At 61.8% G+C, this 25,106-nt stretch carries 23 protein-coding genes; 10 read left to right on the forward strand and 13 right to left on the reverse strand.

The window, feature by feature from the left end:
- Positions 1–59 precede the first annotated feature (59 nt).
- The 11 genes from purD to gcbA all read right to left on the reverse strand — a co-directional run bounded on the left by purD (position 60) and on the right by gcbA (position 13,439).
- Positions 60–1,355 (reverse strand): phosphoribosylamine--glycine ligase, encoded by a 1,296-nt coding sequence (gene purD / locus AC1RBR_RS03325; protein ID WP_492562982.1) that lies wholly within the window; start codon positions 1,353–1,355, stop codon positions 60–62.
- Between the two features lie 149 nt (positions 1,356–1,504).
- The gene (gene purH, locus AC1RBR_RS03330) at positions 1,505–3,112 is read right to left on the reverse strand and encodes a bifunctional phosphoribosylaminoimidazolecarboxamide formyltransferase/IMP cyclohydrolase (RefSeq protein WP_492562984.1); all 1,608 of its coding nucleotides are present in this window, start codon (positions 3,110–3,112) and stop codon (positions 1,505–1,507) included.
- 82 nt (positions 3,113–3,194) lie between these two features.
- Entirely contained in the window at positions 3,195–3,515 is a 321-nt protein-coding gene (gene fis, locus AC1RBR_RS03335; RefSeq protein WP_003221275.1) for a DNA-binding transcriptional regulator Fis, read from the reverse strand.
- Entirely contained in the window at positions 3,512–4,522 is a 1,011-nt protein-coding gene (gene dusB, locus AC1RBR_RS03340) for a tRNA dihydrouridine synthase DusB (RefSeq protein WP_007961945.1), read from the reverse strand. The genes fis and dusB overlap by 4 nt, the downstream gene beginning before the upstream one ends.
- 185 nt (positions 4,523–4,707) lie before the next feature.
- Complete coding sequence (locus tag AC1RBR_RS03345) at positions 4,708–6,000, reverse strand: DUF3426 domain-containing protein (RefSeq protein ID WP_095138184.1); 1,293 nt, start codon at positions 5,998–6,000, stop codon at positions 4,708–4,710.
- 30 nt (positions 6,001–6,030) lie between these two features.
- Positions 6,031–6,909, reverse strand: a complete 879-nt coding sequence (prmA, locus tag AC1RBR_RS03350; protein WP_492562986.1) for a 50S ribosomal protein L11 methyltransferase — start codon at positions 6,907–6,909, stop codon at positions 6,031–6,033.
- A 267-nt stretch (positions 6,910–7,176) separates the two neighbouring features.
- Complete coding sequence (gene accC / locus AC1RBR_RS03355) at positions 7,177–8,535, reverse strand: acetyl-CoA carboxylase biotin carboxylase subunit (RefSeq protein WP_095138185.1); 1,359 nt, start codon at positions 8,533–8,535, stop codon at positions 7,177–7,179.
- A gap of 17 nt (positions 8,536–8,552) precedes the next feature.
- Positions 8,553–9,017, reverse strand: coding sequence for an acetyl-CoA carboxylase biotin carboxyl carrier protein (gene accB, locus AC1RBR_RS03360; protein ID WP_024164417.1), 465 nt, complete (start codon positions 9,015–9,017; stop codon positions 8,553–8,555).
- 48 nt (positions 9,018–9,065) lie between these two features.
- Positions 9,066–9,518: a type II 3-dehydroquinate dehydratase gene (aroQ, locus tag AC1RBR_RS03365; RefSeq protein ID WP_007914604.1), complete on the reverse strand. Its 453-nt coding sequence runs from the start codon at positions 9,516–9,518 to the stop codon at positions 9,066–9,068.
- 252 nt (positions 9,519–9,770) lie between these two features.
- Positions 9,771–11,717: a methyl-accepting chemotaxis protein gene (locus tag AC1RBR_RS03370; RefSeq protein ID WP_492562990.1), complete on the reverse strand. Its 1,947-nt coding sequence runs from the start codon at positions 11,715–11,717 to the stop codon at positions 9,771–9,773.
- 51 nt (positions 11,718–11,768) lie between these two features.
- Positions 11,769–13,439: a diguanylate cyclase GcbA gene (gene gcbA / locus AC1RBR_RS03375; protein WP_095138187.1), complete on the reverse strand. Its 1,671-nt coding sequence runs from the start codon at positions 13,437–13,439 to the stop codon at positions 11,769–11,771.
- 426 nt (positions 13,440–13,865) lie between these two features.
- Here gcbA and AC1RBR_RS03380 point away from each other — a divergent pair, with 426 nt between their 5' ends.
- The 7 genes from AC1RBR_RS03380 to AC1RBR_RS03410 all read left to right on the forward strand — a co-directional run bounded on the left by AC1RBR_RS03380 (position 13,866) and on the right by AC1RBR_RS03410 (position 21,431).
- The gene (locus AC1RBR_RS03380; protein WP_204894436.1) at positions 13,866–14,933 is read left to right on the forward strand and encodes a DUF2333 family protein; all 1,068 of its coding nucleotides are present in this window, start codon (positions 13,866–13,868) and stop codon (positions 14,931–14,933) included.
- Positions 14,934–14,936: 3 nt separating this feature from the next.
- The gene (locus tag AC1RBR_RS03385) at positions 14,937–15,494 is read left to right on the forward strand and encodes an NUDIX hydrolase (RefSeq protein WP_135294876.1); all 558 of its coding nucleotides are present in this window, start codon (positions 14,937–14,939) and stop codon (positions 15,492–15,494) included.
- 188 nt (positions 15,495–15,682) lie between these two features.
- Entirely contained in the window at positions 15,683–16,054 is a 372-nt protein-coding gene (locus AC1RBR_RS03390; protein WP_492562994.1) for a translation initiation factor Sui1, read from the forward strand.
- A gap of 216 nt (positions 16,055–16,270) precedes the next feature.
- A complete protein-coding gene (speA, locus tag AC1RBR_RS03395) occupies positions 16,271–18,184 on the forward strand; it encodes an arginine decarboxylase (protein WP_095138189.1) in 1,914 nt (637 codons plus the stop codon).
- A gap of 230 nt (positions 18,185–18,414) precedes the next feature.
- A complete protein-coding gene (locus tag AC1RBR_RS03400) occupies positions 18,415–19,752 on the forward strand; it encodes a contractile injection system protein, VgrG/Pvc8 family (protein ID WP_492562997.1) in 1,338 nt (445 codons plus the stop codon).
- Entirely contained in the window at positions 19,749–20,543 is a 795-nt protein-coding gene (locus AC1RBR_RS03405; protein WP_115985472.1) for a DUF4123 domain-containing protein, read from the forward strand. Before AC1RBR_RS03400 ends, AC1RBR_RS03405 begins: the two co-directional genes overlap by 4 nt.
- A 12-nt stretch (positions 20,544–20,555) precedes the next feature.
- Entirely contained in the window at positions 20,556–21,431 is an 876-nt protein-coding gene (locus AC1RBR_RS03410) for an alpha/beta hydrolase (protein ID WP_492562999.1), read from the forward strand.
- Here the strand turns inward: AC1RBR_RS03410 and AC1RBR_RS03415 are convergent.
- Together AC1RBR_RS03415 and AC1RBR_RS03420 are read right to left on the reverse strand one after the other, a co-directional pair.
- Positions 21,425–22,774, reverse strand: a complete 1,350-nt coding sequence (locus tag AC1RBR_RS03415) for an MATE family efflux transporter (RefSeq protein ID WP_492563000.1) — start codon at positions 22,772–22,774, stop codon at positions 21,425–21,427. The genes AC1RBR_RS03410 and AC1RBR_RS03415 overlap by 7 nt on opposite strands.
- 151 nt (positions 22,775–22,925) lie before the next feature.
- On the reverse strand, positions 22,926–23,219 hold the full coding sequence (locus AC1RBR_RS03420; protein WP_007963021.1) for a hypothetical protein: 294 nt from the start codon (positions 23,217–23,219) through the stop codon (positions 22,926–22,928).
- 160 nt (positions 23,220–23,379) lie between these two features.
- Between AC1RBR_RS03420 and AC1RBR_RS03425 the strand changes: the two genes are divergently transcribed.
- The 3 genes from AC1RBR_RS03425 to AC1RBR_RS03435 are packed head-to-tail and all read left to right on the forward strand — an operon-like array spanning position 23,380 to position 25,076.
- Positions 23,380–23,682 (forward strand): MazG-like family protein, encoded by a 303-nt coding sequence (locus AC1RBR_RS03425; RefSeq protein ID WP_007951009.1) that lies wholly within the window; start codon positions 23,380–23,382, stop codon positions 23,680–23,682.
- Entirely contained in the window at positions 23,682–24,431 is a 750-nt protein-coding gene (locus AC1RBR_RS03430; RefSeq protein WP_492563002.1) for a methyltransferase, read from the forward strand. The genes AC1RBR_RS03425 and AC1RBR_RS03430 overlap by 1 nt, the downstream gene beginning before the upstream one ends.
- Positions 24,432–24,443: 12 nt before the next feature.
- On the forward strand, positions 24,444–25,076 hold the full coding sequence (locus tag AC1RBR_RS03435) for a DUF4136 domain-containing protein (RefSeq protein ID WP_492563003.1): 633 nt from the start codon (positions 24,444–24,446) through the stop codon (positions 25,074–25,076).
- Positions 25,077–25,106: the final 30 nt, after the last annotated feature.

The following is a 25,106-nucleotide window of genomic DNA, read 5'->3' on the forward strand; positions in this document are numbered from 1 at the left end:
GCGCGGCGCCGGAACAGCCCGGCGAGAGACTGCATCCCGCGCCGGACGTGAAGGACAGCTTATTCCTGAGTTTCGCCACGTTCACGGGCAATGGCGCGGTAGCCAATGTCCTTGCGGTAGAAGCAGCCTTCCCAGTCGATGGCGGCGGCCAGCTTGTAGGCTTGCTGCTGCGCTTCGCTCACGCTGGCGCCCATGGCGGTGGCGCAGAGTACGCGACCACCGGCCGTTACCACGTTGCCATCCTTCAGCGCCGTACCGGCGTGGAAGACTTTGCCTTCCAGGCCTGCGGCTGCGTCCAGACCGTTGATCGCCGCACCCTTGGCGTAGTCGCCCGGGTAGCCGCCAGCGGCCAATACGATGCCGACGCTCGGACGCGAATCCCACTGTGCTTCAACCTTGTCCAGCGCTTGCGCCAGAGCGGCTTCGACCAGCAGCACCAGGCTCGACTGCAGACGCAGCATCACCGGTTGGGTTTCCGGGTCGCCGAAGCGGCAGTTGAATTCGATGACTTTCGGGTTGCCGGCCTTGTCGATCATCAGACCGGCGTACAGGAAACCAGTGTAGACGTTGCCTTCTTCGGCCATGCCGCGCACGGTCGGCCAGATCACCTGATCCATCACGCGCTGGTGCACGTCGGCGGTGACCACCGGGGCAGGGGAGTAGGCACCCATGCCGCCGGTGTTCGGGCCGCTGTCGCCGTCGCCAACACGTTTGTGGTCCTGGCTGGTGGCCATCGGCAGGACGTTCTTGCCGTCGACCATGACGATGAACGAGGCTTCTTCGCCGTCGAGGAATTCCTCGATCACCACGCGCGAACCGGCATCGCCGAACGCGTTGCCGGCGAGCATGTCGCGCACGGCGTCTTCGGCTTCGGCCAGGGTCATGGCAACGATCACGCCTTTACCGGCGGCCAGGCCATCGGCCTTGATCACGATCGGTGCACCTTTTTCACGCAGGTAAGCCAGGGCCGGCTCGATCTCGGTGAAATTCTGGTAGTCGGCGGTCGGGATCTTGTGGCGTGCGAGGAAATCCTTGGTGAAGGCTTTCGAGCCTTCCAGCTGCGCAGCGCCGGCGGTCGGGCCGAAGCAGTCCAGGCCACGGGAGCGGAACAGATCGACCACGCCAGCCACCAGCGGCACTTCCGGGCCGACGATGGTCAGGGAAACGTTTTTCTCGGCGAAGTCGGCCAGTTGCTCAAGGGCCAGCACGTCGATGGCGACGTTCTCGCACTTGGCTTCAATCGCGGTACCGGCGTTGCCCGGCGCGACGAAAACCTTCTGCACGCGCGGATCCTGAGCCACTTTCCAGGCCAGGGCGTGTTCACGGCCACCGCTGCCAATGATCAAAACATTCATTTCAAAAACCTCAAAAATCTGTCAGGCGCTGCTGGAGCGCTTTATGTGGGAGCGGGCTTGCTCGCGAAAGCGGTGTGTCAGGCAAAACGGCTGTTGCTGACAGATTGCATTCGCGAGCAAGCCCGCCCCCACATTTGGATCGAGTTGTATCAGTGACGGAAGTGGCGCATGCCGGTGAATACCATGGCGATACCGGCTTCGTCAGCGGCAGCGATCACTTCAGCGTCACGCATCGAGCCGCCTGGCTGGATCACCGCAGTGATACCGACCTTGGCTGCGTTGTCCAGACCATCGCGGAACGGGAAAAACGCGTCCGAGGCCATCACCGAACCGGCCACTTGCAGACCGGCGTGCTCAGCCTTGATCGCAGCGATACGTGCGGAGTTTACGCGGCTCATCTGGCCGGCGCCGACACCGATGGTCTGACGGTTCTTGGCGTAGACGATGGCGTTGGATTTAACGTACTTGGCGACTTTCCAGGCGAAGATCAGGTCGTTGATTTCCTGTTCGGTCGGTGCACGCTTGGTCACCACTTTCAGGTCGTCGGCGCCGATCATGCCGATGTCGCGGCTCTGCACCAGCAGGCCACCGTTGACGCGCTTGTAGTCCCAGGCCGCAGCGCGATCCGCCGACCACTCGCCACAGGCCAGCAGGCGCACGTTGGCTTTGGCGGCGACGATGGCGCGCGCCTCTTCGCTGACGCTTGGGGCAATGATCACTTCCACGAACTGACGCTCGACGATCGCCTTGGCGGTCTCGGCATCCAGTTCACGGTTGAAGGCGATGATGCCGCCGAAGGCCGACTCGGTGTCGGTGGCGTAGGCCAGTTCGTAGGCCTGACGGATACCGCCCTCGGCGTCCGGGCTCACCGCCACGCCGCACGGGTTGGCGTGCTTGACGATGACGCAGGCTGGCTTGACGAAGCTCTTCACGCACTCCAGCGCGGCGTCGGTGTCGGCCACGTTGTTGTACGACAGTTCTTTGCCTTGCAGTTGGGTCGCGGTGGCGATGCCCACTTCGGCAGGCTTGGCTTCCACGTAGAACGCCGCGCTCTGATGCGGGTTCTCGCCGTAGCGCATTTCCTGAGCCTTGATGAACTGGCTGTTGAAGGTGCGCGGGAATTCGCTGCGACCTTCAGTGCTCAGCACGTCGGCAGCCTGATTCACGGTGCCCATGTAGTTGGCGATCATGCCGTCGTAGGCGGCGGTGTGTTCGAACGCCTTGAGCATCAGGTCGAAACGCTGAGCGTAGGTCAGGCCACCGGCCTTGAGGTTTTGCAGAACGCTGGCGTAATCGCTGGCATTCACCACGATCGCCACGTCTTTATGGTTTTTCGCTGCCGAACGAACCATGGTCGGACCGCCGATATCGATGTTCTCGATCGCGGTCGGCAGGTCGCAGCCGGGCTTGTTGATGGTGGCTTCGAACGGGTACAGGTTGACCGCAACCAGATCGATCGGCTTGATGCCGTGCTCGTTCATGATCGCATCGTCGATACCGCGACGACCGAGGATCCCGCCGTGGATTTTCGGGTGCAGGGTTTTCACCCGACCGTCCATCATTTCCGCGAAGCCGGTGTAATCCGCGACTTCCACTGCGGCAACACCGTTGTCGCGCAGCAGCTTGAACGTCCCGCCGGTGGAGAGGATCTCGACGCCCAGAGCTTCAAGCTCCTTGGCGAATTCGAGGATCCCGGTCTTGTCGGAAACGCTGATCAAGGCGCGGCGGATCGGCAGGCGGGTAGTCTGGTCGGTCATCTCAATTTCCATCAAAAGCAAAGGAAGTCAGCAAAAAAGGCGACCGGTTTTACGCGGGCGCCTTTCTGGTTTGATTGAATGCTTACAGCAGATCGTACTGCTTGAGTTTCTTGCGCAGCGTGCCGCGGTTGAGTCCCAGCAGCTCACTGGCCTTGGTCTGGTTGCCCTTGACGTAGTTCATCACGCTTTCGAGCAGGGGAGCCTCGACTTCGGAGAGCACCAGGTTGTACACATCCGTGACGGACGCGCCCTCAAGGTGGGCGAAATAATTGTGCAGCGCCTTCTCGACACTCCCGCGAAGGGTCTGACCTTCTTCGCTCGGGGTATTGAGGTGCTGTTTCAAATTCACGTTGTCGCTCACGGGTGCTGTTCCACTCACTAAAGTCTCGGTCATCATCGTCATGCGGCCACCCCTTCTTCGTCCCCTGTCAGGCTCTTGTAACGCTCGGCGAAGAACTCCCGAACGTTGGCGCATTGTGTTTCCGTACCATCCAAACGATTGAAGTGGGCGCGAAACTCCCTGGCGCCCGGCAAGGTTGCGAGATACCAGCCCACATGCTTGCGGGCAATGCGCACGCCCATCACATCCCCATAGAAGGCGTGAAGTGCGGCCAGATGCTCCAGCAGGATGCGTTCCACTTCGCTCAGTTCCGGCGCCGGCAATTTCTCGCCGGTACGCAGGAAGTGTTCGATCTCGCGAAAAATCCATGGCCGCCCCTGGGCAGCCCGGCCTATCAGCAGGCCATCGGCACCGGTCGCGTCAAGCACGTAGCGGGCCTTTTCCGGCGAATCGATATCGCCATTGGCAAACACCGGGATCGACACCGCCTGCTTGATCGCGGCAATCGTGTCGTACTCGGCTTCACCGGTGTACAGATCGGCGCGAGTGCGGCCATGCACTGCCAGCGCGGTGATCCCGGCCTGCTCGGCGATCTTCGCCACGGTCAGGCCGTTCTTGTTGTCGCGATCCCATCCGGTGCGGATCTTCAGGGTCACCGGCACATCCACTGCAGCGACGACGGCCTGCAGGATCTCGGTAACCAGTGCTTCGTCTTTCAATAACGCGGAGCCGGCGGCCTTGTTGCAGACCTTTTTTGCCGGGCAACCCATGTTGATATCAATAATCTGTGCGCCCAGTTCGACGTTGGCCCGTGCCGCGTCCGCCAGCATCTGCGCATCGCCACCGGCAATCTGCACCGAGCGTGGCTCGGGATCGCCTTCGTGGATCATGCGCATGCGCGACTTGCGGGTGTTCCACAGGCTCATGTCACTGGTGACCATTTCCGAGACTACAAGCCCTGCGCCCAAACGCTTGCACAGCTGACGAAAGGGCTGGTCGGTGACGCCCGCCATCGGGGCGAGAATCAAACCGTTCTGCAATGTATATGGGCCGATGCGTACCGCCGACATAGGACTTCCCTGAAGTGGGGCCGGATCATGAGAGTTCGAAAAAGGGTTGGCATGATACCCGCTCTCGATGACTGGATAAAGGCTGAATTGAACAAAATCTGAACAGTTATTCTGTTATTACCAGCGGTTTGGTTGCCGTGGACAAAGTCAGAAAACTGCCGTCAAACCTGAAGCGATGAAGCGGTTCACTCGGGCGAGTGGAAACTCAGGCTGTAATTCACCGCTTTGGGGCCTGGATCGAGGATATCCAGCGCGATGTGGATCGGCGTCTGCGGCGGCATTTCCGCCAGGCCTTCGAGATCGCCATTGAGGTATTCGCCGGGTTTGAAGCGACGACTGGCGATCAGATGACCGTTGAGGTCGGCGAAACGCAGCTCCAGCAGCGGGAATGGCTGGGAGAACGTCGCGCGGTTGTAGATGATCGCATCCACCACCAGCGCCCCGCTGAACTCCGGATGGCTGCGCACCACCAGGTTGCTGCTCTTGACCTTGGCGATGTCGACCTTGGACGGCACCGTGCAGCCGATCTGCGGACAGAACTGCTGAAACCATGGGCGGTACTGATCCTGGCGGGCCAGCTCATCGAAATGATAGGCGATGTACTGACCGGCCAGACCGGCGGCGGCCAACAGCACCAGCAAGCCCCAGAGCAGGCGCCGGCCCCAGGGCGAGCGGCGTTTCTGCCAATCCAGTTGCAGCGGGTCGTCGGTCAGATCCTGCAGCACTTCGGCGCGCACGCCGGGTTCGGCACGTTCACGTTTTTTGCGCAGCGGTTCGACCGAGGGCAACTCGTCATCGTCCGGTTCGACGTTGGCCGACAGGCGTTCGCGGCGGGCATTCGGATCGATCGGGTCGTGCAGGCGCAGTTGCGGGATCGGCGGCTCGTCATCCAGGTCCACCGGCTCCAGCGACAACGAAGGCTCGGTGCGCGCGGTTTTTACCGGTTCAGGTTCGACGATCTCGGGTTCGACTTGATCTTCGGGCTCGGGCAGGCGTTCATCGTCGCGGGCGCTGAACAGGCTATCGCGCCACACCGTTTCATCGGCTTCAGGGCTGTCGCGCCGAGCGCTCAGGGATTCTTCGCGCTGACGACCGAATTCGGTGGTTGGCTGAATTTCCCGTTGTTCGAGGCGGGCGAGTTCTTCGTCCAGATCGAGGCTATCCAGGTCCAGCTCACTGGCGCTCCATTGCTTTTGGCTGATGGCGCGCGGCGCGGGCGGTTCGTCGTTGACGGGCGCTTCGACCACCGGCGGCGGCTCGCTGACCAGCGGCTGGGCCTGGGCTGGCTGGACGATGGCCGGCGCCACCGGCGTGACCGCTTCCTTGCCGGCGTGTTGTTCCAGCAGCTGTTTGGCGGCGTTGAACACTTGCAGGCAGGAGCCACAGCGAACCACTCCGCGGGCCACGCTCAATTGCGCATGGCTGACGCGGAAGCTGGTTTGGCAATGCGGGCACTGGGTGACGAAACTGTCGGTCATGCGGCGATCCGGTTTATGCAGGCGGTCATTCTAGCGCCGACGGCCGGTGATACGCACCCAGCCGTCGCGATTGGCGATCGGGTCCAGATCGAAGTCCTGCGCATAGGCGGCGGCGACTTCTTCACCTTGTTCGGCGAGGATGCCCGACAGCGCCAGACGACCGCCGGTTTTCACCAGGCCGGACAATTGCGGCACCAGGGAAACCAGCGGGCCGGCCAGAATGTTGGCGACCAGCACGTCGGCTTTGACCTGCGGCAAATCTTCCGGCAGGTACAGCGGGAACAGCTCGTCGGCAATATTGTTGCGCCCGGCGTTGTCGCGCGAGGCTTCCAACGCCTGCACGTCAATGTCGGTGCCGACCGCTTCTTTGGCGCCGAGCAGCAGGGCGGCGATCGCCAGAATCCCCGAGCCGCAGCCGAAGTCCAGCACGTTGCAGTCTTTCAGATCCTGACCGTCGAGCCATTCCAGGCACAGGGCGGTGGTCGGATGGGTGCCGGTGCCGAACGCCAGACCCGGGTCCAGCAGCAAATTGACTGCATCGGGCTCGGGGGCGGCGTGCCAGCTCGGCACGATCCACAGGCGCTGACCGAAACGCATTGGCTGGAAACCGTCCATCCAGCTGCGCTCCCAGTCCTGGTCTTCGATGACTTCACTGTGATGCTCGGGCAGCGGGCTGCCGGTCAGCAGTTCCAGATGGGCCAGCACCGGTGCAGGCTCGGTGCCGCCCTCGAACAGGGCCAGCAGGTGCGTGTGCGCCCACAGTGGAGTGGTGTTGAGTTCCGGCTCGAAGATCGGCTGATCTTCGGCGTCCATGAAGGTCACCGACACGGCGCCGACTTCAAGGAAAGCGTCTTCGTAGGTTTCGGCTTGTTCCGGGCTGATGGCGAGACGTACTTGCAGCCAAGGCATGGCGGGCACCTTTGAAAAAAATATGATTGCAGCCTAGCGGCCAGCGAGAAGCGCGCAAGTTTACGCGAGCGCAGGCGGTTTGTGGGAGAGACTTGAAACGCCATCCCTTGTAGGAGTGAGCCTGCTCGCGATGGCGATGGTGCTGTCGACACATATGCTGGATGTGCCGGCCTCATCGCGAGCAGGCTCACTCCTACAGGGTTTTATGAAACCTGTAGAAACAACAAAGCCGCCCGAAGGCGGCCTTGTCTGGTGCGGACTTGAAGCTTAGTGCTTGTCGCCAGCCAGCTTGTGCTCGAGGTAGTGAATGTTCACGCCCCCTTTGCAGAAGCCTTCGTCACGAACCAGATCACGGTGCAGCGGGATGTTGGTCTTGATCCCGTCAACCACGATCTCGTCCAGGGCATTACGCATGCGCGCCATGGCTTCGTCGCGGGTGGCGCCGTAAGTGATCAGCTTGCCGATCAGCGAGTCGTAGTTCGGCGGAACCGCATAACCGCTGTACAGGTGCGAATCGACGCGAACGCCGTTGCCGCCTGGGGCGTGGAAATGCTTGACCGTGCCCGGGCTCGGCATGAAGGTTTTCGGGTCTTCAGCGTTGATCCGGCACTCCAGCGAGTGACCGCGGATGACCACGTCATCCTGCGTGAACGACAGCTTGTTGCCAGCGGCGATGCTGAGCATCTCCTTGACGATGTCGATACCGGTGACCATTTCCGAAACCGGGTGCTCCACCTGAACACGGGTGTTCATTTCGATGAAGTAGAAACGACCGTTCTCGTACAGGAACTCGAACGTGCCGGCGCCACGGTAGCCGATGTCGATGCACGCCTTGACGCAGCGAGCCAGAACTTCCTGGCGTGCCTGCTCGTCGATGCCCGGTGCCGGTGCTTCTTCAAGCACCTTCTGGTGACGACGTTGCAGCGAGCAATCGCGGTCGCCCAGATGGATGGCGTGACCCTGGCCGTCGGACAGCACTTGCACTTCGACGTGACGCGGGTTGGTCAGGAATTTTTCCAGATAGACCATCGGGTTGCCGAACGCCGCGCCAGCTTCGGAGCGGGTCAGTTTCGCCGAGGCGATCAGGTCTTCTTCCTTGTGCACCACGCGCATGCCGCGACCACCGCCGCCGCCAGCGGCCTTGATGATCACCGGGTAGCCGACTTCACGACCGATGCGCAGCGCCGTTTCTTCGTCTTCCGGCAGTGGGCCGTCGGAACCTGGAACGGTTGGCACACCCGCTTCGATCATCGCGTGCTTGGCCGATACCTTGTCGCCCATCAGGCGAATGGTCTCGGCTTTCGGGCCGATGAAGGCGAAGCCGGAGTTCTCGACCTGCTCGGCAAAATCAGCGTTTTCCGCGAGGAAACCGTAGCCTGGGTGAATGGCGGTAGCGCCAGTCACTTCAGCGGCAGCGATGATGGCCGGGATGTGCAGGTAGGACTGAGCGGCAGAAGCCGGGCCGATGCAGACGGATTCGTCTGCCAGACCCAGGTGCATCAGCTCTTTGTCGGCCTTGGAGTAAACGGCGACGGTCTTGATGCCCATCTCTTTGCAGGCACGCAGAATCCGCAGGGCGATCTCACCGCGGTTAGCGATCAGAACTTTTTCCAACTTCGCAGTCATCAAAGGCTCTCCGCAGTTCAAACGATGGTGAACAGCGGTTGGTCGTACTCAACCGGCTGGCCGTCTTCGACGAGGATGGATTCGATCACACCGCTGGTTTCAGCTTCGATGTGGTTCATCATCTTCATGGCTTCGACGATGCACAGGGTGTCGCCTTTCTTCACGGTCTGGCCGACTTCAACGAAGGCTGGCGAGGTTGGCGAAGATTTACGGTAGAAGGTGCCTACCATTGGCGAGCGGGCCACGGTGCCGTTCAGCGCAGGAGCAGCAGCGGCAGCCGGAGCGGCAGCAGCCACTGGAGCGGCAGCGGCGGCAGGTGCAGCGGCCGGAGCCTGCATCGGCGCCGGAGCGTAGTACTGCTGAGCCGGGGTCTTGCTGTGACGGCTGATGCGTACGGACTCTTCGCCTTCCTTGATCTCGAGCTCGTCGATGCCGGACTCTTCCAGCAATTCGATCAGTTTCTTAACTTTACGGATATCCATGAATCATCAACTCCCAAGGGTCGGTCAGGGGCGTTTAACGCTTGTGGTTCAAGTCGTTGCCTGTGTTTCAAGCTGTTCTAGTGCGGCCTCCAGGGCCAGTCGGTAACCGCTGGCGCCAAGGCCGCAGATCACTCCCACCGCTACATCGGAGAAGTAAGAGTGATGGCGGAAAGGTTCGCGCTTGTGCACGTTGGACAAATGCACTTCGATGAATGGGATGCTCACTCCCAGCAGCGCGTCACGTAATGCGACGCTTGTGTGCGTAAAAGCTGCTGGATTGATCAGAATGAAATCGACGCCTTCACCGCGAGCGGCGTGGATGCGGTCGATCAATTCGTACTCGGCGTTGCTTTGCAGATACAGCAGATGATGGCCGGCTTCACGGGCGCGGCGCTCCAGATCCTGATTGATCTGCGCCAGGGTCGTTGAACCGTAAGTGCCGGGTTCACGGGTGCCGAGCAGGTTCAGGTTGGGGCCGTGCAGCACCAGTAGCGTCGCCATCTGCGTGTTCCTTGTTATGAATGAGCAGTCGTCAGAACCCGGCGACTATGCCGCAAAGGCTTTGTGACTGTCCAGTTCTCTGCAATAGCCAGCACGATGACCGATGTTTGCGCGAAATTTATGACTGAGTGATTTGATCCGGTCATTCCGCAAGATTTGCGGTGATATGAATGACGCTATCGCGAGCAGGCTCACTCCTACAGTTGAAATGCGTTCCCTTGTAGGAGTGAGCCTGCTCGCGATAGCGGTTTATCAGACGCGGAAGGCTTGCACGGCGGTATGCAGTTGCCCACCCAATACCAGCAGGTTCTCGCCCTGTTCGCGACCTTCGCCGATGCGCAGCAGGTTATCCCCGCCCAATTGATGGATCCGCTCGCTGTGATCACGAATCTCGCTAACCGCGCCGCTCTGCTGGGCGGTAATATCGGCGATGCGGATCGCCGTGTCGGAAATGGTCTGGATCGCGCCAACGATCTTGTCCAGCGCGCCGTCCGCCGCTTGTGCCTGACTGGCCGTGGCTTCGGCGTGTTCGACTTGCGCGCGCATGCCTTCGACCGATTGTCGGGCAGCAGTTTGCAGGCCGGCAATCAGCGTCTGGATCTCCGCCGTGGCGCCCGCCGTGCGTTGCGCCAGCGAGCGCACTTCTTCGGCCACCACAGCAAAACCACGGCCCATTTCCCCGGCCCGCGCCGCTTCGATGGCCGCGTTCAGCGCCAGCAGGTTGGTCTGGTCGGCGATCGAGCGGATCACCGTCAACACGCCGCCAATGGTCGCCGACTCTTCGGCCAGATGCTCGATCATCTGCGCGTTGCCTTGCACCTCGCCGACCAGCGCATGCAGGCCGGTGAGGCTCTGGCCGATCACGGCTTGTCCGTGCTCGACGGCAAGACCCGCATGGCGACTGGCATCGGCGGCCTGTCGCGCATCGCCAGCGACTTGCTGAATCGTCGCTTCAAGCTCACCCAGCGAATCGCGGATCAGCGCGGTGTCGCCGGCCTGATGCTCGGCGCCGGTGTGCAGGTCATTGCTCAGCTCGGCCAGGGTGCGGCTGCTGCCTGCGACCTGTTCGGCGTTGCCGCGAATCGTCCCGACCAGGTCCACCAGATACGCGCGCAAGCGGTTGAGCGAAGCCTCGATGTCATGCAGTTCGCGGTTGGTTTTGCCCAACTGAATGTCGCGACTGAAATCGCCTTCGGCCCAAGTCGATAGCGCTGGAGCAAGGTTGGTCAAAGTGCGCGACAGGCGCCGTTGCAGGGTGTCGATCAACAGCGCGATCAGCAGAATCAGGCCGATCATCACGCCTTGCATCAGGCGCACTTCGCCCTGGATCTGCCCGTGCTGGGCACGTACCACCGGCTCGAGTCCGGCGATGGCATGTTGCACGGCTGCGATTTTCAGGTGGGTCGCGGTGCTCAGGTCGGTGCGTTTCTGGATCTGCTCGCGGGTGCGTGCCAGCTCCGCCGGGTAACGACCGAGCAGGCTGTTGAGTTCGCGCTTGAGGCCGACCCCGGCGTCTTCGGCGGCGGCTTTTTCGGTGCTTTCGATGCCCATCATTGCGGCGAAATCATCACTGCCGGATTCGTTCTTGGCGACCACGCCGAGCAGGGGCAGGGCGTCGATGGCCTGAGCCTGGATGCGGATATTGTCGACTTCGCGCTCGACGTCGGCGGCCAATTCACTGCGGCCGCTGCTGACCAGTTTGTCGCGGGCCAGCGACAGCTTGCCCAAGTGTTGCGAGGCGACGAGCAGCGGCGTCAGGTAAGACGCGTTGCCATTGGCGTAGGTGCTGAGTTGATCGAGGCTGGCGCTCAGTTCGCGTTCGGCCTGCAACAGCAACGCCTGCGGATCACCGGCCAGTTTGCCGGCCGCGAGTAGGTCGGTTTTGCTGAATTCTTCGAGGCTCGACAGACTTGGTCGCAGGGTGTCGGCCAGTGCCGGCGGCAGTTCGCCGAGTTCCTTCTGCAAGCCGTCGATGGCCTGACTGGCACTGCTCAGGCGCAGGGCGTCGCCGCTGGCGAGGTAGTCCTCGACATTGCGCGCCACGTCATTCTGAAACTGCTGCGACAGACCGAGGTAGCGCTCCATCAACAGATACGGACGCTCCAGGGCTTTTTGCGACCACCACAGCGTCGCGCCGAGGGCCACGCAGACGGCGACCAGCAGCAGAGTGTTGAGATTGGTGAGCAACTTCAGGCGCATGACGGCTACCAACGGCAGGAATGGTAAGCGCCTGAATTTATTGCGGTTCTGTTACAGGGTTATGACCGAATCGGTGGATTCCGATGAAAAAGTGGCACTTTGCTTTGAGTCGCGCGCGGTCTGCACCCGATTGCGTCCGGCGCCTTTGGCGCGGTACAGCGCTTCGTCGGCCTGACTGGCCATCATCAGGCTGTCGGAGTCCTCGTGCATTTCCACTACGCCGGCGCTGAAGGTGCACCACAAATCGTGCGGCTGCGCCGGGTAGTGGATTTCGGCGAAGCGCTGGCGGATCTCGTCGAGCACTTTGTGCGCCGCTTCTATATCAGTGTCGGGCATGACGATGGCGAATTCTTCGCCGCCGTAACGGCCGATGAAATCGGTCTTGCGCAGGCGTTGCTTGAGGAACAGTGCCAGGCTCTTGATCACTCGGTCGCCCATCGGGTGGCCGTGGCTGTCGTTGACCCGTTTGAAGTGGTCGATGTCGAGCATGGCAAAGCTCAGCGGCTTGTTCTCGCGACGGGCGCGGAACGAGCAGTCTTCGAGCAATTGCAGGATGTGCGTGTGGTTGTACAGGCCGGTGAGGCTGTCGCGGACCATCCGCGCCTTGAGGTTGCGCGCACGGGCGGCGCGGTTGCGCACGGTGGTGATCAAATGTCGCGGCTTGATCGGTTTGGTCAGGAAGTCGTCGCCGCCCTCGCTCATGGCGTCGAGCTGTTTATCCAGATCGTCCTCGGCCGAAAGATAAATGATCGGCACACTGACGTAGCGGTCGTTGTGGCGGATGACCTTGGCCAGTTCGGTGCCGGTGCAGGCCGGCATGTACATGTCGAGGATGATCAGGTCCGGCTGGAAATCCGCCAGTTCGGCCATCGCCTGGATCGGTTCGATCAGGGTGCGGGTGACGATTCCGGCGCTGTTGAGCAGGCGCTCGGTGTGCAAGGCCTGGGCGCGAGAGTCGTCAATGATCAGCACTTTATAAGGTTCGTACTGGGCGACGCAGGTCAGGACTTCGATCTTCTCCAGCAGGCTCGACGCTTCGAGGGTGCCGGTGAGAAATTCCTGGCCGCCGGCGCGCACGGCGGCGAGGCGGGTCGGGGTGTCGGTTTCGTGCAGGCTGAAAAACAGCAGCGGCAGCGGTTCTTCCAGGCCGACCTGGGCTTCGGCAGCCAGTTGCAGGCCGACGCCGGGCCCGCTGAAGTCCACGTCCATGACGATCGCGGCGGGCAAGCGCTCAACCATCGAGGAACGAAACGCCGAGACACTGTCCAGCGCCTGCGCGGTCAGGCCGAAAAATTCCAGCTGCTTGGCCAGCCGCTCGGCGCGGTCGTGATCCTGCAACATGACGTAGATCGGTTTGCGCAGTGGCGGCAGGAAGGTCTGATCGAGTTGATCGCCATGGCGCAGACCGGTGCGCGACAGGCGCTGCATCAAGCGATTGAGATCGGTGATAAGGCCGCTGCTCAGGCGCCCACGATTGGCGTCCACCGCTTCCAGCGACTGACCGATATGACGTGCGAGTTGCGTATGCTCGGGCTGTTCGAAGCGCTCGGCAAAACGCAGCAGACGCAAATTGGCCTCGCTCAGTTCGGCGAGGTCGGCGGTGGACCACTCACTGCGTTGCAGGCGCTGCCATATCTCAAGAATCTGACGTGCCTGATGAATTACCCGCTGGGCAAAGTGGTGCTTGAGGCGCTCACGGCTGGGGTCTTCTGGCTCGGTCATATCCTGACTACTAGTTAGGGCGCATGCTGAGATCGACTGGTGGCTCTATGCTAGCACCTCTTTTCCCTTATATGAGTGTCGTGCGTCAATAATCTGCGGTGCTGCACAATTCAGTTTCTGACCGGGTGGTATCAGATTGAACCTGTTCGTCGGTGAGCCTCCCGTAAACCGGGCGTATGGCGCTGATCGACGGGTCAAAACACCTGTGTGTGCAACGCTGCGCTGCAGACAGGCGTCGATCTGCAATTGCCTGTTCCGGGGCGTCTTTGGTGATAGTGCATCAGGGAAACCCCTAGAGAGTTCGCGGGGCGATGCCGCGCGTTCCGTGGATTTTCTGCTTCTCTTCAATGGCGGGTGCCGGCCTTGGCACGTTGTTGTATGGTTGTGGTCGAACCGTTGAACCCAAGTGATTGAAAGGATATCGCCATGCTGGACTGGAAGAACCGCGCGGGCAGCGCGCCTGAACGTGCCGCTGAGCCGAAGTCGGCCACCCGCAGCTATGTGGGCGGGCTGTTGTTCAGCCGCGCGCTGGCCACGCTGATCGGCATTTATCTGCTGGTGACCATCGGCCTGGGCTGGTACTGGAGCCAGGAGCCGGCGCTGTTTCCGGTGGCGCAAAATGCCCAGGCGGCTGCCGAGAAAGAAGGCAAGCAAATGGTCGTCGGCTACACCACGGTCGAAACCCTCAAGACCGTTGCCGGTACGTTGCTGACCAAGCCGGGCGGCTACATTTCCAACGACCGTTTCCCGCCTGGCCTGTGGATGGACAACACGCCAAGCTGGGAATACGGCGTGCTGGTGCAGGTACGTGACCTGACCCGTGCCCTGCGTAAGGACTTCGCCCGTTCGCAGTCGCAGTCGGCCGAAGATGCCGATCTGGCCAAGGCCGAACCGCGTTTCAACTTCGACAACAAGAGCTGGATCCTGCCGTCGAGCGAATCGGAATATCAGGAAGGCATCAATTCCCTGAGCCGCTATCAGGCGCGTTTGTCTGATCCAACGCAGAAAAACGCCTTGTTCTACGCCCGCGCCGACAACCTCAACAACTGGCTGGGCGATGTCGGCACCCGTCTGGGTTCGCTGTCGCAACGTCTGTCCGCCAGTGTCGGCCGGGTCAAGCTCAACACCGCGCTGAAAACCGAAGTGCCGGCGGTTGGCGAAGTACCGCAGGTTGACGAGGAAGTCGTCGAAACCCCGTGGATGCAGATCGACAACGTGTTCTACGAAGCGCGTGGCCAGGCTTGGGCGTTGTCGCACCTGTTGCGCGCCATCGAAGTGGACTTCGCCGATGTGCTGGCGAAAAAGAACGCTACGGTCAGCGTGCGCCAGATCATCCGTGAGCTGGAAGCGTCGCAGGAGCCGGTCTGGAGTCCGATGATTCTCAATGGCAGCGGCTTCGGCGTGCTGGCCAACCACTCGCTGGTCATGGCCAACTACATTTCCCGGGCCAACGCCGCAGTGATCGATCTGCGCCAACTGCTCAATCAGGGTTGAGTCATGGTCGATAGCGCCAAAGAGGCGGCGCACCGCGCCGCCTCCGATGCCGAACAGATCGCCTGGGTCGACGAGCAGGACAATCTGCTCGGCGCCTTGGTGCGAGCCGATCTGCGTGAGCGTGGCCTGATCGGTCGCGGTACCTACATCATGCTGTTCAACTCTGCCGGCGAACTCTGCGTGCATCGGCGCACCTTGAGCAAGGCCATTTACCCCGGTTACTGGGACGTGGCTGCCGGCGGCATGGTGCAGGCCGATGAGACCTACGCCGAATCGGCCGCCCGCGAGCTGGAAGAGGAGTTGGGCGTGAGCGGGGTGGAACTGACCGCCCACGATCATTTCTTCTTCGAGGACACCGGCAATCGCCTGTGGTGCTCGGCGTTTTCCGCGGTGTGGGATGGCCCGCTGAAACTGCAGCCGGAAGAGGTCCTGGAAGCACGCTTTATTCCGGTCGATCAGGTAATGCTGGAAATCCAGCAAAAGCCTTACTGCCCGGACTCTCTGGCCGCGTTGAAGCGCTATCTGAAGGCGCAGCAGAGCGGCGTCGCAAAGAACACATAAATTGGCGCCGATTGGCTCTTAGCAATTGCGCTTTTTGCCGTTACACTGCGCGACCTTTTCAAGCTGCACCGACCTGCTTTTGTTCAAGCACGCGGTGCAGTAGCGCTGCCCCTGCCTGAGTGGGGCTTCGCGGTCGATGACCTTGCCCAAGGTCGCGATCAGTCTTTGTCCTCCCAAGAGGATTGCCGGTGGCCAAAAAAGCCGCATCCTTCGCCGCCCTTGGTGGCCTGGTATTTTCCACCGACGCAGGTCGTCATTGCCCGGAATGCAGTAAACCGGTGGACGCCTGTATCTGCAAACAAACCGTGATCCCGGCCGGGGACGGCATTGCCCGCGTGCGTCGCGAGAGCAAGGGCCGTGGCGGCAAGACGGTGACCACCATCACCGGCGTGCCACTGGCCGAAGACGCCCTCAAAGAGTTGGCGACAACGTTGAAGAAACGTTGCGGCACCGGCGGGGCGTTCAAGGACGGGATCATCGAAATCCAGGGCGATCATGTCGAGCTACTCTTGGCAGAGCTGATCAAACACGGTTTCAAAGCGAAGAAGTCCGGCGGCTAGCAGCCTCTGTGAAAACCACCCGCGGCTTGATCCGGTTCTGCATGTTCAGCGCCGGCGTCGTCTCCATGGTTTTCACAGAGCCTGTTCATACCGGTTTCTAAACTCCACGCAGTCAGTGCGGTCTACCGCCGCACTGACGAACCGTCATTTTCATTCTTTAGACTGCGCCGGCCTGCAATCAGGCGACGCACTATGACTTCTTTATAGGGGACTTCGATGTCCGTACGACGCACACGTAAAGACGATGGCAGCCAATGGACAGTTGCGGACAGCCGCAGTGTTTACGGGATTCGCCATTGGGGGGCCGGGTATTTCGCGATCAATGACGCCGGTCGCGTCGAAGTTCGTCCGAACGGCCCGAGCAGCTCGCCTATCGACCTGTTCGAACAAGTCGACCAATTGCGCAAGAGCGGCTTGTCCTTGCCGTTGCTGGTGCGTTTCCCCGACATCCTGCAAGACCGTGTCCGTCAACTGACCGGTGCTTTCGACTCGAACATCGAGCGCCTGGAATACCAGAGCAAGTACACCGCGCTGTACCCGATCAAGGTCAACCAGCAAGAAGCGGTGATCGAGAACATCATCGCCACCCAGAACGTTTCCATCGGTCTGGAAGCCGGCTCCAAGCCTGAGCTGCTGGCGGTGCTGGCGCTGGCGCCGAAGGGCGGCACTATCGTCTGCAACGGTTACAAGGACCGCGAGTTCATCCGTCTGGCGCTGATGGGCCAGAAACTCGGCCACAACGTGTTCATCGTGATCGAGAAAGAATCCGAAGTCGGCTTGGTGATCGAAGAAGCTGCCTCGCTGAAGGTCAAGCCACAGGTCGGCCTGCGCGTGCGTCTGTCGTCGCTGGCGTCGTCGAAGTGGGCGGACACCGGTGGCGAGAAATCCAAGTTCGGTCTGTCGGCGGCGCAACTGCTGTCGGTGGTCGAGCGCTTCCGCGCCGCCGGCCTCGATCAGGGTATTCGTCTGCTGCACTTCCACATGGGTTCGCAGATCGCCAACCTGGCTGACTACCAGCACGGCTTCAAGGAGGCGATCCGTTACTACGGCGAGTTGCGCAACCTGGGCCTGCCGGTCGATCACATCGACGTCGGCGGCGGTCTGGGTGTCGACTACGACGGTACCCACTCGCGCAATGCCAGTTCGATCAACTACGACATGGACGATTACGCCGGTGTCGTGGTCGGCATGCTCAAGGAATTCTGCGACGCGCAGAGCCTGCCGCATCCGCACATCTTCTCCGAAAGCGGCCGCTCGCTGACCGCGCACCACGCGATGCTGGTGGTGCAGGTGACCGACGTCGAGAAGCATAACGACGAAATCCCGCTGATCGAAAACAAGGAAAACCTGCCGGAAACCGTGCAGTGGCTGGTCGACTTGCTTGGCCCGACCGACATCGAAATGGTCACCGAGACCTACTGGCGCGCCACCCACTACATGAGCGACGTGGCCGCCCAGTATGCCGACGGCAAACTGACCCTGGCGGAAAAAGCCCTGGCCGAGCAGTGCTACTTTGCCGTGTGCCGTCGCCTGCACAACTCGTTGAAGGCACGTCAGCGTTCGCATCGCCAGGTGCTCGACGAACTGAACGACAAGCTGGCCGACAAGTACATCTGCAACTTCTCGGTATTCCAGAGCCTGCCGGATACCTGGGCGATCGATCAGGTACTGCCGATCATCCCGCTGCATCGTCTGGATGAAGAGCCACTGCGTCGCGCCGTGCTGCAAGACCTGACCTGCGACTCCGACGGCAAGATCAACCAGTACGTCGACGAGCAGAGCATCGAGACCAGCCTGCCGGTGCACGGTCTGAACGAAGGTGAAGACTATCTGCTGGGCGTGTTCCTGGTCGGCGCCTATCAGGAAATTCTTGGCGACATGCACAACCTGTTCGGTGACACCGACTCGGTGAACATCTACCAGAACGCCGATGGCAGCGTGTACCACGCCGGTATCGAGACCCACGACACCATCGAAGACATGCTGCGTTACGTGCATTTGTCGCCGGAAGAACTGATGACTCACTACCGCGACAAGTGCGCCAGTGCCCGCATCAGTGCCAGCGAACGCACGCAGTTCCTCGATGCCTTGCGTCTGGGTCTGACCCGTTCCTCTTACCTGTCTTCCTGAGTCAGGTCTGTTGCACCGGGTTGTCTGAAATTTTCCCTCAAGCTGTGGAAAATTCGGATGACCCGGTGGGACATTTCCCAAATCCCCTGCGAAATAATTGCCTGCCACAGCCGGAGAAGTGATCCGGTCTGCTTTTCGCGTAGGTCATTTCCTAAGTTGTACTTCAGCTCTCTACTCGGCCATGGCTCTCGGCGAGAATCCCCGGCCGCCCCTCCTGTAGAGATCCGCCCATGTTCGAATCAGTCAACGAGCCGTCGTTTCGTCTCGATGTAACGGGGCTGCCCGAGCCCTTCGAGGTGCTGGCCTTTACCGGAAGTGAGGGCATCAGCGAACCCTTCGCCTTTGATATCGATCTGTTGATCGATGACCCGCAACTGGACCTTGCCGGTCTGCTTTACCGCTCGGCGTTCCTGCAGTTCGGTCCCGGGCACAATGGCCTGAGCGGGCAATTGCAGAGTGTCGTCCAGCATGAGCACGATCAGGACACCCGCTTGTGTCGAGTGACACTGGGACCGAAGCTGAGTTATCTGGCGCTGCGTTTCAGTCAGCGGATTTTCAGCAGCCATTGCGTACCCAAGATTCTCGCGCAGGTGCTCAAGGAGCACGGCATCGTGGGCGCGCAACGGCGTTTTGATTTGCAGTGCGAATACCCGGTGCACACTTTTTGCACCCAGTACCGTGAGTCGGACCTGCAGTTCGTGCAGCGGCTGTGCGCGCAGGCGCGAATACACTATTACTTCGAACACCGGCCGGACGGACATTGTCTGGTCTTTGTCGATGATCCTGCGCGGTTTCCCGTGGCCGGCGCGGCATCTGTGGACGATGGCGCGAGCACCCCGGCGGTAAGACGCTGGCAGATGCAGGTGGACGCCAGCGATGTGGACGCGGGTTCGGCGCAGCCCGGCAAAGCTTATGGCCACAGCGATCTTCCGACCTTGCGCGCCGCACAGTGGCTGGCGTTGACCGCGCATCCGTTTGCCGAATGCGACCGCCGCTGGTTGCTGAGCCGGATCGAGCATCGTGCTGATCCCGCCAGCGAGCCGTCTTACAGCAACCGGATCGTCGCCGCCGCTCAGGCGCCACTGCCCGCACTGATGAGCACGTGTGCCAGGCCGCGCATGCACAGTCTGCAACGTGCGTGGGTGGTGACGGTCGATGAACCGCAGCCCGACGATCGGCGGCCGGTGGCGGTGCAGTTCGACTGGCTTTATCAGGGTGAAGGCGCTGCCGCCAGCCATTGTTGGCTGCCGCTCGCAGCAGCGTTGAGCGACGCCTCACTGACATCGTTGCGCGAAGGTGTTGAGGTGGTGGTGAGTTTTCATGAAGGCGATCCGGATCAGCCGGTGATCAGTGGCGTGCTGCAGGAACCGGCGGTGATCGAAGATTGCGAAGCGCCATTGGTGCTGCCGGACGTGCTGCCGAGCGCGGGCCTGGCGCAATGGCTCAAGTCTGCCGAACCGCTGTTGCTGTTGTGCCTGATGCCCGGCGGCGGCAGTTACAACCACTGCACGGCGTCGATCTGCAGTTGCCGACTGCTCGCGTCGCTGGATCAGGGCGGCGCCACTTGAGCGGCGTGGGGTTTGCCCCGCAGGCACAGTGGCTGTTGCTCGATGGCGCCGATGCGCAGCAGGCGCTGGCGACTCTGCGTCAGGGGTTCGCCAGCGTACGTTGCACGCGGCTGTTCGAGGGCACCGAGTTTCAGGCGGTAAGCGAGCACGGGCCGCTCCTGGTCGACCTGCATGAGAGCCCGGCACTGGCTGCGCTGTGCCACCGCGATCCGCAGACCTGGCGGGGGCTGTTGCTCGCCAGCGATGCCTCGTCGCCGATACTTCTGCGTCACTTGCGGCGGATGCTCAGCGTCTCGTTCGACCTCAATCACCGTGCCTTGCTCGGTTATTACAATCGGCAGACGGCAAGTTATTTCTTCGACGCCTGTGACGCCGCCGACTTGAGCCGCTGGCTCGGGCCGATTCGTCTGCTGCGCTGGTTCGGCGGCACCTGGGCCGACCTCGCCATCGGCAGTCAGGGCTGGCAGCAACTGCGCAACCCGCAGTGGGCGGTCGAGCCGCTGGGGATTGACGAAAGCCTCACCCATCGTCAGCGCGAACGTTTGCAAAGCTGCTTGCTGGAGCAACACATCTGGCGCTGGTGCCAATCAATGGGAACCGACTACGCACGCATGGCCTCCCATGTGCAGGAGGGGCTGAACCTGGGTTTCAGCGACCGCAGGGTGCTGGATGACTGGTTGTGGCTACGCTTGCAGCATCCGCGGGCGCAACTGCCCGGCGTGCCGGACGGACTGAGCCAGCAGGAACGCCTCGAACATGTGCGACAACACTGGCAGACAGATCAACCCTGAGGTGCGGCATCCATGGCAAACCCTCTGTGGCAACGGTTCGGCGCAATGCTCGGCGGGTTCCTGCTGCTGGTGCTGACCGGCTGCTCTCCAGTCAAGGTGCTGAATGCGCTGACCCCCGATGACACGTTTCACAGCACCACCGGCATCGCCTACGGCGATGATCCGCGACAGAAGCTCGACGTCTACGTGCCTCGCCAGCCGCTGAAGGATGCGCCGGTGGTGGTGTTCTTCTACGGCGGCAGCTGGAACAGCGGCGCTCGCGGCGATTACGCGTTTGTCGGCGAGGCGCTGGCATCGCGGGGAATTGTCGCGGTGCTGGCGGACTACCGGCTCTACCCGCAAGTGCGCTATCCGTTGTTTCTTGAAGACTCGGCGCGGGCGGTGGCCTGGACCCGGACGCATATCCGCGAGTTCTCCGGCAATCCGCAACGCCTGTACCTGATGGGCCACAGTTCCGGCGCTTACAACGCAGCGATGCTGGCGCTGGATCCTGGTCTGCTCAATGCGGTGGGCATGTCGCCCGAAGACCTCAGCGGCTGGATCGGTTTGGCCGGGCCGTATGATTTTCTGCCGATCGAGAATCCGCAGGTGCGTCCGGTGTTCTTCTGGCCCGACTCACCGCCGCAATCGCAGCCGATCAACCATGTCCGCAGCGGTGAACCCCCGGCGCTGCTGATTGCCGCGACCAAGGACAATCTGGTCAACCCGACGCGCAACACCGCAGGCCTGGCGCGCAAACTGCGTGAGGCGGGTGTGCCGGTGCAGGATCTGTACTACTCGCGCCCCAATCATGTGACGCTGGTGGCGAGCCTGTCGCGGCCTCTGCGGCGCCTGGCGCCGGTGCTCGATCAGGTCGTCGCGTTCGTCAGACACACGCCGGCTCAGTGAGCGCTACCGCTGAACCAGCCGTTGTTACGCCGCAGCCACAGGGCCAGTGCGCCGAGGGTCAGGCTGCGCAACACCATGAACAGCAGGAACGTTATCCACAGCCCATGATTGCCCAGCCCTTGCAGCGCCCAGGCGAACGGCAGCAGCAGGGCGACGGTCAGCAGCATGCCGTTGCGCATCTCCCGGGCGCGGGTGGCGCCGATGAACAGGCCGTCGAGCAAGTAGCTCCAGACCGCAATCAGCGGCAATACCGCCAGATAGGGCAGGTAGATGAACGCGGTGTCGCGCACGCTGTGGATGTCGGTTTGCATCTCGATGAACAGGTGTCCGCCCAACAGAAACAGTGCGGCAAAACCGAGGCTGGCCAGCAACGACCAGCCGCCGGCCACCACCAGCGAGCGACGCAGGGCGAGCCGGTCACGGGCACCAATGGCATGGCCGCACAAGGCTTCGACCGCATGCGCCAGACCGTCCAGTGCATGCGCAGTCAACAGCAAGCCGTTGAGCAGCAGGGCGTTGGCTGCCACCGTGGCATCGCCCAGTCGCGCGCCTTGCACGGTGATCAGGAAAAACACCGATTGCAGCGCCAGGCTGCGGATGAAGATGTCGCGGTTGACCGCCAGCAACGGACGCCAGCTCTGCCACACCCTCAAGGCCGCCCAGGCGATGCGCCCGGGATAGGCGCGCAAAGCGCCACGGGTCAGCCACAAGCCGAGCAGGGCGCCGCTCCACTCGGCAATCACCGAGGCCCGGGCCGAGCCGACCACACCCCATTCCAGACCAATCACGAACCACAGGTTGAGAGCGATGTTGATCAGGTTGGTGCTCAGCAGAATCGCCAGCGGCGCCCGGGCGTTCTGGGTACCGAGGAACCAGCCGACCAGGGCGTAACTGGCCAGCGCTGCCGGCAAACCGAATAGCCGGGTGTGGAAGAACTCACGGGTCAGTTGATCGAGTTCGGCTGACGGCTGCATGAAATGCAGGGCCACGCCGCTCAATGGCACACCGAGAGTGCCGAGCACGATTGCCAGTCCCAGTGCCAGCAGCAAACCCTGCAGCAGGATCTGCCGCAACGCCGCGCCATCGCTGCGCCCGGCGGCCTGCGCGGCAAACCCGGTGGTGCCCATGCGCAGAAAACCCATGGCCCAGGCGAGAAATGTGTAAAGGCTGGCGCCGACCGCCACCGCGCCCAACTGATGGGCATGGGGCAGGTGGCCGATGACGGTGCTGTCGACCAGCGCCACCAGCGGCACGGAAATATTGGAAAGAATCATCGGCGCGGCGAGCGCCCAGACCTTGCGGTGAGTCGGGCGGTCGCGCCAGTCGGCAATCAGGTTGGACATGCGGGCTCCTTGGGGGAGCGGGGATTGTAGCGATTCATGCGATCTATTGTGGGAACGGGCTTGCTCGCGAAGGCAGTGTGTCAGTCAAAACAGCTTTTACTGATCTGACGCTTTCGCGAGCAAGCCCGCTCCCACAGGGGAAGAGGGGGTGTCAGTGAATAATCCAGCTCAGCAACCACAACCCCAACAGCAGCCAGATGATCCCGGCAATGATCGACGCATTCATGAACGCGCGAATGGCCGACCACAGCAGCATCAGGCCGACGATCAGCGCGAGGATGCTGATGATCGAGGTGTCCATGCCCAGCGTCTTGGCCAGGCCATCGACAAAGTTGCCGCCAGCGTTGCTCAGAATGTTGAACAGGCCGCTGAGCCCATCGACGATGAAACGGATGATCGAACCGAGTGCCTGGCCGAGCCATTCGAAAAAGCTTTCTACCTGCATGTGTGCATCCTGATGAAAGAGCTGAGCCTTGGGCCACAACGCGGGTGGCCGAGTTCCCTGCAACTATAGAGGGTTTGCCTCAATCCTGTGTGGGAGCGAGCCATGGCCGCTTGCGTTCAGCCGACATCCCCCCGAAGCTATACGCCTTCAGGAGAGCCCGATGAACCTTGTTGAACTGACCGAACGCCTGCACGCCATTCGCGACCGCAATGACTGGCGGCAATTTCACAGCCCGAAAAACCTCGCCATGGCCGCCAGCGTCGAGATGTCCGAGTTGGTGGAGATTTTCCAGTGGCTGACCGAAGACCAGTCGCGCCAGTTGCCGGCGGACAAGCTGGCGCATGCCGGGCAGGAAGTCGGCGACATCGTCCTGTATCTGTTGCTGCTGTGCAGCGAGTTGGGGCTGGACATGAATGAAGTGGTGCGCAGCAAGCTCGCCGACAGCGAACGGCGGTTCAGCTGATGAGCGACCGACATTTCGATCAGTTGGCGACCCGTTTCGCCGAAAAAATCTACGGCGGCGCCAAAGGTGCGATTCGCCTCGCGGTGTTGCAGGCCGATCTTGCCGAAGCGTTGCCGGATCGACCGTTGCGCGTGCTGGACATCGGTGGCGGTCTGGGCCATATGTCGCTGTGGCTGGCCGAGCGTGGCCATGACGTGACCTTCACCGAGCCGGCCGAACCGATGCTCGAAGGTGCCCGCCAGCGCTTCGCCGAAGCCGGGCAGAGCGCGACGTTCATTCAGGCGCCGTGGCAGGAGCTGCTCGGTCAGCTCACCGAGCCCTACGATCTGGTGATCTGCCACGCGGTGCTCGAATGGCTGGCCGAGCCACACGCAATCCTGCCGGTGCTGCATCAACTGACCAAACCCGGTGGCTGGCTGTCGCTGGCGTTCTACAACCGTGATGCGCTGATTTATCGCAATCTGCTCAAAGGCCATTTCAAGAAAATGCGCAAAAACACCATGGCCGGTGAAAAGCAGAGCCTGACCCCGCAGCAACCGCTCGATCCGCGGGAACTGGCAACGCAACTCGCAGGCTTGTGGCAGGTCGAAAGCCAGAGCGGGATCCGGGTTTTCCACGACTACACGCCGGTGGAATTTCAGGCCCGCGCCGAACTGGTGGATTTGCTGGAGATGGAGCTCGCGCACCGTCGTCACCCAAGCTTCGCCGGGCTTGGGCGTTACTTGCACTGGATCTGCCGGCCGATCTGATCGGAGCGCAAAATGAAAGCACAATCGGGGTTACTGCTGATCTGTCTGGGGTTGGCCGCCTGCCAGGGCAGCAACCCCTACGTGGCGCAGTCGCGGCCTTTGCCGCCAGCGCCGCCGCAAGCGGCCAACACCTTTGATCGCAGCGCCTATCCGGCGCCACCGCGTGATTACGGGCGCTACCGCAGTTGGGCCTGGCTCAATGGGCAATTGCCGCCGGGCACCGCCTGGGCGGATTCGGCGCAGGTGGCTGAAGCGGTGAGCAACGCGCTGGATCAGCGCGGCTTGCGTCCGCTGCACGACAATCGCCCGGCCGACCTGTTCGTTACCGCCAACCTGCGTCTGGAAACCCGCTTGCGTCAGGTACGGGACGATTACGGTTACGGCTACGGCTACGGCTACGGCTACGGCGGATACAGTGGCTACGATCGCTACGGGCACGGTTACGGCATGTACAACAGCGTGCCGATTGTTCGCACCTATCAGGAGCAGGTCGTGGTGGTGCAGGTCAATCTGTTCGACGCCGGCACCGGTCAACCGGTGTGGAGCGCCAGCGCCGAAACGGCCAATCAGGGTAGCCAGCTCGTGCGCACCGACGCCATTCGCGAGGCTCTGGAAAAAGCCCTGTCGGCCTATCCGCCGAGCTAAACTCCTTGTGACAACGCTTCGCAGGTTCAG

Source organism: Pseudomonas sp. GW823-FHT01D03, assembly GCF_058798255.1.

Excerpts from the sequence above, each read along its gene's own strand:
- purD (WP_492562982.1), bottom strand. The coding sequence starts at position 1,355 with ATGAATGTTTTGATCATTGGCAGCGGTGGCCGTGAACACGCCCTGGCC.
- purH (WP_492562984.1), bottom strand. The coding sequence starts at position 3,112 with ATGACCGACCAGACTACCCGCCTGCCGATCCGCCGCGCCTTGATCAGC.
- fis (WP_003221275.1), bottom strand. The coding sequence starts at position 3,515 with ATGACGATGATGACCGAGACTTTAGTGAGTGGAACAGCACCCGTGAGC.
- dusB (WP_007961945.1), bottom strand. The coding sequence starts at position 4,522 with ATGTCGGCGGTACGCATCGGCCCATATACATTGCAGAACGGTTTGATT.
- AC1RBR_RS03345 (WP_095138184.1), bottom strand. The coding sequence starts at position 6,000 with ATGACCGACAGTTTCGTCACCCAGTGCCCGCATTGCCAAACCAGCTTC.
- prmA (WP_492562986.1), bottom strand. The coding sequence starts at position 6,909 with ATGCCTTGGCTGCAAGTACGTCTCGCCATCAGCCCGGAACAAGCCGAA.
- accC (WP_095138185.1), bottom strand. The coding sequence starts at position 8,535 with ATGACTGCGAAGTTGGAAAAAGTTCTGATCGCTAACCGCGGTGAGATC.
- accB (WP_024164417.1), bottom strand. The coding sequence starts at position 9,017 with ATGGATATCCGTAAAGTTAAGAAACTGATCGAATTGCTGGAAGAGTCC.
- aroQ (WP_007914604.1), bottom strand. The coding sequence starts at position 9,518 with ATGGCGACGCTACTGGTGCTGCACGGCCCCAACCTGAACCTGCTCGGC.
- AC1RBR_RS03370 (WP_492562990.1), bottom strand. The coding sequence starts at position 11,717 with ATGCGCCTGAAGTTGCTCACCAATCTCAACACTCTGCTGCTGGTCGCC.
- gcbA (WP_095138187.1), bottom strand. The coding sequence starts at position 13,439 with ATGACCGAGCCAGAAGACCCCAGCCGTGAGCGCCTCAAGCACCACTTT.
- AC1RBR_RS03380 (WP_204894436.1), top strand. The coding sequence starts at position 13,866 with ATGCTGGACTGGAAGAACCGCGCGGGCAGCGCGCCTGAACGTGCCGCT.
- AC1RBR_RS03385 (WP_135294876.1), top strand. The coding sequence starts at position 14,937 with ATGGTCGATAGCGCCAAAGAGGCGGCGCACCGCGCCGCCTCCGATGCC.
- speA (WP_095138189.1), top strand. The coding sequence starts at position 16,271 with ATGTCCGTACGACGCACACGTAAAGACGATGGCAGCCAATGGACAGTT.
- AC1RBR_RS03400 (WP_492562997.1), top strand. The coding sequence starts at position 18,415 with ATGTTCGAATCAGTCAACGAGCCGTCGTTTCGTCTCGATGTAACGGGG.
- AC1RBR_RS03410 (WP_492562999.1), top strand. The coding sequence starts at position 20,556 with ATGGCAAACCCTCTGTGGCAACGGTTCGGCGCAATGCTCGGCGGGTTC.
- AC1RBR_RS03415 (WP_492563000.1), bottom strand. The coding sequence starts at position 22,774 with ATGTCCAACCTGATTGCCGACTGGCGCGACCGCCCGACTCACCGCAAG.
- AC1RBR_RS03420 (WP_007963021.1), bottom strand. The coding sequence starts at position 23,219 with ATGCAGGTAGAAAGCTTTTTCGAATGGCTCGGCCAGGCACTCGGTTCG.
- AC1RBR_RS03425 (WP_007951009.1), top strand. The coding sequence starts at position 23,380 with ATGAACCTTGTTGAACTGACCGAACGCCTGCACGCCATTCGCGACCGC.
- AC1RBR_RS03430 (WP_492563002.1), top strand. The coding sequence starts at position 23,682 with ATGAGCGACCGACATTTCGATCAGTTGGCGACCCGTTTCGCCGAAAAA.
- AC1RBR_RS03435 (WP_492563003.1), top strand. The coding sequence starts at position 24,444 with ATGAAAGCACAATCGGGGTTACTGCTGATCTGTCTGGGGTTGGCCGCC.